The organism is Mesorhizobium kowhaii (assembly GCF_042431665.1).
In the GTDB taxonomy this organism is placed as follows: Bacteria; Pseudomonadota; Alphaproteobacteria; order Rhizobiales; family Rhizobiaceae; genus Mesorhizobium; species Mesorhizobium kowhaii.
In genome coordinates, this window is record NZ_JBHLYT010000002.1 from 574240 (window position 1) to 582862 (window position 8623).

The 8623-nt window shown below is 56.8% G+C and carries 9 protein-coding genes; 4 read left to right on the plus strand and 5 right to left on the minus strand.

Annotated elements, in window-relative coordinates; translation table 11 throughout:
• Positions 1-82: 82 nt before the first annotated feature.
• A complete protein-coding gene (locus ACFFNA_RS03480; protein WP_378915601.1) occupies positions 83-268 on the plus strand; it encodes a hypothetical protein in 186 nt (61 codons plus the stop codon).
• Here ACFFNA_RS03480 and ACFFNA_RS03485 read toward each other — a convergent pair.
• Positions 265-1632, minus strand: a complete 1368-nt coding sequence (locus ACFFNA_RS03485; RefSeq protein WP_378915603.1) for an SGNH/GDSL hydrolase family protein — start codon at positions 1630-1632, stop codon at positions 265-267. The two genes, ACFFNA_RS03480 and ACFFNA_RS03485, sit on opposite strands and share 4 nt — an antisense overlap.
• Before the next feature lie 28 nt (positions 1633-1660).
• The gene (locus tag ACFFNA_RS03490) at positions 1661-1978 is read right to left on the minus strand and encodes a hypothetical protein (RefSeq protein WP_378915605.1); all 318 of its coding nucleotides are present in this window, start codon (positions 1976-1978) and stop codon (positions 1661-1663) included.
• 442 nt (positions 1979-2420) lie between these two features.
• Here ACFFNA_RS03490 and ACFFNA_RS03495 point away from each other — a divergent pair, with 442 nt between their 5' ends.
• A complete protein-coding gene (locus ACFFNA_RS03495; RefSeq protein ID WP_378915607.1) occupies positions 2421-3491 on the plus strand; it encodes a class I SAM-dependent methyltransferase in 1071 nt (356 codons plus the stop codon).
• A 1089-nt stretch (positions 3492-4580) separates the two neighbouring features.
• Here the strand turns inward: ACFFNA_RS03495 and ACFFNA_RS03500 are convergent.
• The gene (locus ACFFNA_RS03500) at positions 4581-4970 is read right to left on the minus strand and encodes a hypothetical protein (protein WP_378915609.1); all 390 of its coding nucleotides are present in this window, start codon (positions 4968-4970) and stop codon (positions 4581-4583) included.
• A 936-nt stretch (positions 4971-5906) separates the two neighbouring features.
• Positions 5907-6128, minus strand: a complete 222-nt coding sequence (locus ACFFNA_RS03505) for a hypothetical protein (RefSeq protein WP_111542328.1) — start codon at positions 6126-6128, stop codon at positions 5907-5909.
• Between the two features lie 563 nt (positions 6129-6691).
• On the opposite strand from ACFFNA_RS03505, the gene ACFFNA_RS03510 reads away from it, so the two are divergent.
• Both ACFFNA_RS03510 and ACFFNA_RS03515 read left to right on the plus strand, forming a co-directional pair.
• Positions 6692-6895: a hypothetical protein gene (locus tag ACFFNA_RS03510; RefSeq protein ID WP_146605986.1), complete on the plus strand. Its 204-nt coding sequence runs from the start codon at positions 6692-6694 to the stop codon at positions 6893-6895.
• Between the two features lie 124 nt (positions 6896-7019).
• A complete protein-coding gene (locus ACFFNA_RS03515) occupies positions 7020-7181 on the plus strand; it encodes a hypothetical protein (protein WP_378915611.1) in 162 nt (53 codons plus the stop codon).
• 915 nt (positions 7182-8096) lie between these two features.
• Here the strand turns inward: ACFFNA_RS03515 and ACFFNA_RS03520 are convergent.
• A complete protein-coding gene (locus ACFFNA_RS03520) occupies positions 8097-8285 on the minus strand; it encodes a hypothetical protein (RefSeq protein WP_378915613.1) in 189 nt (62 codons plus the stop codon).
• Between the last annotated feature and the right edge of the window lie 338 nt (positions 8286-8623).

Sequence of the window (8623 nt, forward strand, 5' to 3'; positions counted from 1 at the left end):
ATCGTGATGTTCATGCCCTACATGGATTAGAATTTCGGTGCAACAATTGAGATCGACCATCAAGATATGATATCAACCCGCCATGTTCAGGCCCAACAAGACTGAGAAGTTCGCCATCGGCTTGGCCGTGGTCGAGTTCATCATGTGGATGCGCACTTTCTCCGAGATAAAGCAGACCCCGGTGACGCAAGCCGACCGGGATCTTTTTTACTCGCTGGACCAATCGCCACAAGGCGATATTGTGTGGAGCGATCCGACGCCGCCTTAATGCTCGATGTCGCGGAGGTCTTGAACAGTGACGGCAAGGCCGGCACCATTGGCGCGTAGGCCCATGAACCCGCCCACATGCGGGCCGGTAAGTGCCACCGTTCCTTGGCTTACACCGTTCATGTAGACGGTGAGATTGGCGCTACCCGCAGGACGGAACAACCGCCATGTGCGAGCCGTGCCGCTGAGATCGACCGCGCCTAAGACTGAGGTGGTGTAAACGCCAGCGTTGGGATTTTGGTACACGGTGCAGAACCCCGTCCCGACCTGCAAGCCCACGCCGATACCCATGCGAGGCGAAAGCGCAGACGCGGCCCCGGTCGCGGTCAGAATGCCGTGCAGCACGAACTGCGTATCTTTCGCCATCGTCGCGGTGAACGTTATATCCGTCCCCTCTGCATCGAGTGCCCTGCTGTGCGGCAACTCATCCATCAATAGCGTGCTATCCGCACCTGTGCCGGAAAGCGTCATCAATGAGTACGCCTTGTCGCGCCACAAATCCCGAGCCGGACCAAATTTCTTGGCGGGCTTGGAAGGTCTAGTCCGCAGATAGCTAAGACCGATAGCAAACGCTTGTCCGCCAGAAGCCAAGGTCAACATGTGCATGCCAACCGGCACGTCACGAGCGATGCAGATTTCGTGATCGTAGACGAACTCACCAACACCGATCGCCAGAGTAGAGAACTGGTTTATGCCAACAATGGCTTCCCCGTCCCACGCGATGTTGATGCCGTTCTTGCCGCTACTCCAGATCGGGTAGGCGATGAACACGTCCAGGTGCGGCACCGAAATATGCACCGCAACCTTGATGCTCTTGGGCTGGTCGATGGCGTCGGTGGTAAGGTGATAGCCAGTGCGGGCCGCCGCCGCCAGTTGCGGAGCCGTCGGTGGATAGGTGTTCGTCGTTCCCTCTATGGTAGAGATGAACTGATCAGGCCCGTTTATGCCCGCGTGCGGATGGATGATTGGCCTAGCCATTTCGAACGCCATGGCACGGTAGGTGATAACTGTCGGGTGAATGCCGTCCTTCACCAGCTCTTGAACGGTATATTTGCCGGTGTGAATGTAAGCGCTTATGACCGCGTACACGTCGACAAGTTGGGTATTGGTAACCTCTGCCACATCCCGCATGATCGTCACATAGGTCTTGAGACGATTGGCCTTGTCAGCGGTCCCAAGAACACCAACGCCTGCATAGATCGGAGAGGGTGTTTGCAGAACAGGGATTTTGCCGTACTTCCGACAAATCGTCACGAACTGCATCAGCAGATCGCGATACGTTTCCGGTGGAGTCGGGGTGGGAGATAGCTGGCAGTCGTTTATACCGTGGTTGCAGTAGACGATATCCGCGGAGCTAATAGCCATCTTCTGCTCGAATGTAGAGCCAGAAGTGTCAAGCCCGGGGATCATCTGATAAAGCCCGCTTAGCAAAGTTCGCCGTGCCTTCCTGCACGTAGACGGTGGTCCCCTTCTGCATGGTGCGCGACGTGCGCGCATCAGCCGCCCGATACCATTGGCCAGCACTGGCCGTGTAGATGCCGTTGGTGGTGGCGTCGGCCTGGTTCTTCACCAGCACCCTGTCGCCGACTTCGGTCAGCACGCCGTCGATGGTCTTCAGACCTGACAGGATGATGTTGCCCGTGGTCGCCAGGCGCACGGGTTCACGTTCCCCGGTCAACAGGCGAACGGCGGCAGTTGCAGGTCGGGCCATAAGGCTTGCTCCATGAAAAAAGCCCCGCGAAAGCGAGGCTGTGAACGTTGCGGATTGTGTGGCCGGTTCAATCGCAGGCTGGCCCTGCTTCGAAATGGCTTGGCCTGGTGCCTTTAGGGCGGCGACGCGTCCGGCCGTTAGAGCCGCTGCCTCTTACTTCTTATCACCTTCATCATCGGGTGGCGCCTTTGAAGCCGCCAGCCAAGGACTATCCGAATTACGGTGACAGTGCACTGTCTTACCATGTCCGTCCGGCTGTCATTGTGTAGGTCAACCGGGAAGGCGAGGCAGGCGACGAAAAGAAAATGGTGCACTGTCACCGTAATTCCGATGTGGTGCCCAAGCCTTGCGGAAGGTGAACTTGGCCCTGGTGTGGTTGATTGAATTCTCGTGACGCGCCGTCTATGGTCGCCGCTCAAATGAACCAGGGGGAAATTGCATCTTGGATAGACGCGAAGTTCTTTTGTCGATGCTCAACCCGGACGGCGTTGGTCTGGAGGTCGGGCCGAGCTATTCGCCCCTCTTGCCGAAGTCCAAAGGCTACAATGTCGAGATATTTGACCATGCTGATGGCCCGGCACTTCGCAAGAAGTATCACGACAATGCCTCGCAGATCGAGGAAGTTGATTACGTTTCAGACGGTCGCGGACTGCTGGATATCATCGGCAAACCTGGGCGATATGACTACATTGTAGCTTCACACGTCATCGAGCATATTCCTGACATTGTGCGCTTCATCCAGGATTGCGAAACCCTTCTGAAGCCGGGCGGCGTGCTGGTTCTGGCTGTCCCCGACAAGCGGTATTGCTTTGACACGCTGCGGCCCGTCTCGACCGTTGGGCAGACGCTTCAAGCCTACGCGGAGAAGCGCACGCGTCATCCTGCCGGCGTGGTGTTCGATCACATGAATTCCATCTGCACCAAGGCTGACGCGATCGTATGGGTTGAGCCAACGCTTGACGATCTAAAGTTCATGTACTCACCTGACGCTGCCCGCGATAAGTACGAGGAAGCCCAAACGACGCCTGATTATCTTGACACGCACGGATGGCAGTTCACGCCGACCTTTTTTGAATACCTCATCAAGACGCTGCGTGGCCTGAATTTCATCAAATCGGGTGTGCAATCTCTTCAAACGAATGTATCCACCGGTCTTCATGAGTTCTACGTCAGCCTGTCGATGAGTGCGCAGACTTGCTTGACTTCCGACCTTGATCTTTTGAGGAAAGCAGAGCGCGAGGTGCGAGACATCCATGTCGCTAGGATCGACGCGCAGCGGGAGACAGAGGAACTTTTGCGCCTTCGCTCCGGAGCGGAACGGGAGACAGGGGAACTTATGCGGCTTCACTCCGAGACGGAACGGCAAACGGAGGAACTTGTGCGCCTTCGCTCCGAGGCGGAACGTCTCCGCTCCGAAAGCGCGCGCTTTCAATCTGAAAATGCGGCACTGAAGGCTTCGACATCGTGGAGGGTGACATCGCCGCTTCGGTACCTTCGGACCTTGTTGGGTTAATCGTGCAGATCTTGCGGGAATGGCTGGAAACGAATGCCTATCTTCCGGTGCGCTATATCGATGAGGAAAGCGAAACGGACGGCAGCGCTTAAGCCAGGGCTTCCGCGATCACGCCATAGGCTAACGCGATCACGCAGTTCACAATACAACTATAAGCGGTCGATTCCTCAGGGATGTAGCCACTCCAAAAGCCCGCCGCGGGTCGCTCCCGTGGCGGGCTTTTCATTGATCAGGTTTTCGGGCTTTTGCAGTGCCTGTAGGCGCTGCTTACAGCGAGCCAAAAAACCCGCCGCTCCATTCACGGCAACGGCGGGCAGTCCCTAGGGATAGCGGGACTTGCTGGGGTGTTGGTTTGCCCCTGCTGACTAAAAACTATTAGCAGCCTCTAATGTTCCATTGCATCGCCCTGACGGGCCGGCCTTAACGCTTCTTCGGCTTCGGCGTAATCTCTTCAACCCGGACCTTGTCGCCGATCTCCTTCGTCATCGCCGGTGCTTTGGCCTTGTCTTTGGTGGTCAGGACAGTGCGCCAATGTGGCTTCTCGAATACGCTCACCACCTAGGTTGTTGCCGGCGTACCTGTCATCGCCAGACCTTTGCGTTCCTTCATTAGGTGCTTCACTTTACATTAGCAAAGGCGCATAAAGTTCTCCAGCTGGCGGCGATGTTCCTCGCGAGCACATCCCGCCGGCTAGGCCCGGTGTCCTAGCCCCATCCCAACCCGCAGGGTGCCGGGCCGCTCCATCCAAAGGCCCGCCGCCCCATTTTGCGGAGCGACGGGACCTAGCCCAGCCCACTGTGGCTACGCTATCCTCATATTAGAGATAGCTCAACTAAGACTGAAGTCCCTAGTCGACTACCCAGCCGCAGGGGCCGCACCGAACACCCTCCGTGCCACATAGTGAAAGGGGTAGCCGCCACGCAAAAGCCCGCGCCTCGGCGGGAGAGCGCGGGCCGATCGGAGGCCCGATCTTCGGCAGGCGATGGAGGGCACCACCTGCCGCCAGGTAAAAACATTTAGAGGTCGCTAATGTTCCAGCGACTTATGATGCCTATTCATCTTCTCTCGAATGTCGGCTTCCAGTCGCGATTACAGGCGGGGTTTTCTTACGGGCACGCGGGGCCTTCTTATCGTCAGGCGAGCTTTTGTTACCGGAAGCGACTTTGGTTTGGCGGCAGGCAAGCTTTTCTCTCTTTCCCTCTCCAGTTCCAACAACCTGATGTAATAGGTATCAAAGGCCTCACTGTTCTTCCGGTCCTGGCTCCGGAGATAGAAATACGGCAGCGCAAATGCCAAAATCATGACTATGCCGATCGCACCCGTCATGTGACTGCTGCCGAGAAGCCAACAAAAAACAGCGACCACGCCGCCGGCTATCGCCGCCCCGGCCGCACTTGCCCAGAAAGGATCATATTGAGGCGGCGGAGCAACCGAGTCTGCCCGTCGTCTGGCCTCAACGCTAATGCGTGCAGCATCCAATCTCACAATTCCCGATATCGACTGTAATTTAGCAATTTCTAATGAAATGGCAAACCGCGTCGGCCATCGTCCAAAAGGCTGTGTTCCCGCAACTCTAGCGAGAGCGCTATAACTCAATACTCGGCGTCGTTTCCTCAAAGCGCCGCCGGTAAAGGCTCGGCGCCCCTCTGGTTTGTTCAGTGTCAAAAGCAGGGCGCCGGGCCGCTCAGCCAGCGCTACCCAGCCGTAGGCCGCACCGGCCCCGCCCCGAACCATTGAATGAACGGCGCATCCTTGCCAGTGATTTCTCGGATAGATTTTAGGAGCGCTTCATGCGCCCCCTGGAGCGCTCGATGGTGGTCGCTGGTAGGCAATAGAAGCGGCTTGACGATGCTCTTATGGAGCGACTCCGCTGCCCGTCAGAAAGCGCTCGATCTCAGCCTCTGAAAGTTGCTTGGAAAGTCTGTCGACGGCCCGTCGCCCCATTTGCGAAGCGACGAGCTCTCACCCCCCTGCCAGGCGGCGCCTCTACCACAAAGCCCATACAACAGGCGCCGGCCATTCCGCGAAGGCAGCCCTGCCATCGATATATATTAGCAGTTATGCAACTACGCCGCATTCAACTTTGACGTATTGAAGCGGCCCTATGCGCCTTGGTTAAAAACGTACAGTCGCGGATGGCAGGCGCTAGACGCAAAAAGGTGGGTGCCAGATCATTACCGGCTTGTGCTCCACCTTTTGCTGCTTCCACCGTTCATACGGATAAGTGCCGATTATATCAGCAGAGGCATACATATATTCGCCAGCCGGCGCGACCGCCCATGCCCCCCGCGCCGGTCAGGCCCGGCGCCCTGCTGGCCACCGCGCTGTAACAGGGATGCCGGGCCGCCTAGTCTGAGAGCCGCTGTCCTGGTGTCTTCGGATGCTGGTGAACGAGATGTTCCGGTCAGGGCACCCTCACAGACCGCCAGTTCCGCCACCAGCCCAAGTGATTATCTGGGAAAGTTCGGCGATGTCGCCGTAGATCATCGAGCCTTTGACGAGATAACACTTGTCACCCAGGACTTCGGCGAGTGAGCTTGACGCGGTGCAAACCGGCAGGTTCACCTTACGGTCCTTGGCATCGGCATAGCCGATGCTGATCGCGAGGATAGTGAGTATGAGAGTCGTTTTGCTCATATTTAGCCCCCTAGAGCCAGCAGGCCCCTTGGGCAGCAAAACCGGGTTGCCGCCCTTTGCCTTGCCATTAGGTGGAGCAGGAGGTTAAGTCGCGCCATCCCTCAATTGGATGACGCGGGCTTATCTATATTAGCTAACGCTTGACGAACAGGTCGGTCCTGTGGCGGGCTTTTTCCTATGGTTTTATGTAGGACCTTTGACCGCTTCGACGCTGATCAATTCATTGGTCAACCGAGGTTTTGTAACCGGCCGTAGGCCGCACCGGGCCCGTCCCGATCCGTGAGCGGCGGCACGGTCGGTTGCGGCTCATACGGATCATTTTAGAGAAATTGAATATTCGAATAAACGGCCTATAATTTGCCAGCCGGCAAAACCCACCCCGTTTTTGCTGGTCAGGCCCGGCGGTCAAACCCCGAGCCCCCCGCCATGGCCGCCGGACCGCTGGAAAACGGTCGGCAACGCTACGCGGTGGTGGCGGGGTGAGGCTGCGCAAGAATCGGTGGCGGAGCACTGACGGATAGGTCGGAATTCCTCACCGTAACCAGCGAAGGGAGGTCATTCCCATGCACACGGCAGCACTGCGGCTTCGATCGATCCGAGAAGCGTTATTGCCGCTGATGGGGTTTACCGACTGGCACGAAAGCGTCAGCGAAGAAGGCACGCCCATTTGGACACGTTACATCGCGAAAACGGACTCATGGGAGGTCCGTCCGATGACGCCCGAAGAGGAAGCCAAGGCTTTCTGGTGGTGTCATCCACCGTTTTGAGCGTCGTCCAGGGCGCCGCCGTCACAGTTCCGGCGGCCGAAGCACAACGCCGTTGACCACAAATTACGGTGACAGTGCCCTTTGCCATATTCGTACCGGCCGTCATTGTGTGCAGGTTAACCGCATGGCCCATCTTGCCAGCAATGCGCAAAGCCGAGAGAGCATCGGTCGGCCGGCAGGCAGCGAAGCCATTTTCTGGATCGGGCTGCCCAACCAAACCGGAAAAGCAGTGAAATCGGAAAGGCGAGACAAGCGGCGAAAGGAAAATGGCGCACTGTCACCGTAATTCCAATGCGGCTTCTCGAAAACGCTCACGATATATGTGGTTCTTGTGGGCTTAGGTCCGGCAGGCATACCTCACCTTGCCCCACTGGCTGCATTGAGGACACAAAGGATGGAGATAGGCCAACTTGTCGCCCGGAATATCTCCGGAGCTGGTGATCGTCAGGCTACCGCCATTGAAACCCTCCAAGCTGTAGGATTCCCAGGTGCCGCTGAGGGGCTGATCGTCTTCTCGTAGTTTCAAATACCCGGTGCGACCGCATTCGCAAACCAGCTTTTCTCGTAAAACAGTTGAGAGCACTTAGGACTGACCTTCCGATGCGGAAAACGTGCCCGATGCTACCATGGGCATTTTACGCTTGCGGCCATTCATTGTGATGATTGCGGATAACGCTATCGGATACTATCGAAAGTCGGGAATTACGGTGACAGTGCACTTTCTTACCATGTCCGTCCGGCTGTCATTGTGTGTAAGTTAACCGGGAAGGCGAGGCGGGCGACGAAAAGAAAATAGTGCACTGTCACCGTAATTCCGTAATTCAGCAGTCCTACCCCTGCGAAGCGTCTCGCGCGGCCTGGCGCTCATCGCTGAGCCGAATAAGCCGTTCCCTGGCAAAAGGCGCAATTCAATTAGCATGCGCTTAATTAGTTCCCGGAAAATTTTAACGAATCGTTGACCGCGCTGTCCCAGAATAGGACGGCGCGGTCAAACCCCCAACCGGACTGCGCGGGCGGCTCCGGCACTAAGCGCCCGCCCACTGTCGGAGCCGCTACTCACACCCTCTAATATACCAGCGATGGTTGAATCAACTGTTACCGCACATGCTTTCCAGTGCGCTTTTCTGATCGTTAGACTTTGATGGAACTACGGTGACAGTGCACTTGTTACCATGTCCGTCCGGCTGTCATTGTGCGTAGGTTAGCCGGGAAGCGAGGCACTTTCCGCACCATATCCAAGATACTCGCCTTTGATGGACAACACCCAATCGTATAATTCGAGATACTGCCGTGCCTCGATCCTCGCAGAATCAAGGTCGGCTTCACCGATGCTGATATTGGCCGGAGGCAAACGTGTGACATTGTTTAAGTCGGGGACTATGCTGTTCATGTCTTCTCCAGCCTCGTTAAGGCACGCTAGGACAGCCACAAATCGTTTATCCAGGGGGTTTCAACAAGATCAAACACAAAGCAAACTCGGGAATGCCTTCATCGGCGAGCCGGCTATGCCAGCGACCGAAGTGCCGGTTTGGAGCGAGCCTATGGCCTACCCCGAAACTTGCAAAGAGCTATTGAGCGGCGGAACGTTGCTCCGCCCTAATGGCCTTGTCTTTGAGCCGTCCTGCTAGCACTACTTTGGCAGGTTTTTAGCGGCGGGCGAGTTTTTGGAATTCCCAAGAGAGAGTTTGCGTGATTCATAGGAGGTCGGCTTGTGGAGGGCCGATCAAT

Excerpts from the sequence above, each read along its gene's own strand:
- ACFFNA_RS03480 (WP_378915601.1), top strand. The coding sequence starts at position 83 with ATGTTCAGGCCCAACAAGACTGAGAAGTTCGCCATCGGCTTGGCCGTG.
- ACFFNA_RS03485 (WP_378915603.1), bottom strand. The coding sequence starts at position 1,632 with ATGGCTATTAGCTCCGCGGATATCGTCTACTGCAACCACGGTATAAAC.
- ACFFNA_RS03490 (WP_378915605.1), bottom strand. The coding sequence starts at position 1,978 with ATGGCCCGACCTGCAACTGCCGCCGTTCGCCTGTTGACCGGGGAACGT.
- ACFFNA_RS03505 (WP_111542328.1), bottom strand. The coding sequence starts at position 6,128 with ATGAGCAAAACGACTCTCATACTCACTATCCTCGCGATCAGCATCGGC.
- ACFFNA_RS03510 (WP_146605986.1), top strand. The coding sequence starts at position 6,692 with ATGCACACGGCAGCACTGCGGCTTCGATCGATCCGAGAAGCGTTATTG.
- ACFFNA_RS03515 (WP_378915611.1), top strand. The coding sequence starts at position 7,020 with ATGGCCCATCTTGCCAGCAATGCGCAAAGCCGAGAGAGCATCGGTCGG.
- ACFFNA_RS03520 (WP_378915613.1), bottom strand. The coding sequence starts at position 8,285 with ATGAACAGCATAGTCCCCGACTTAAACAATGTCACACGTTTGCCTCCG.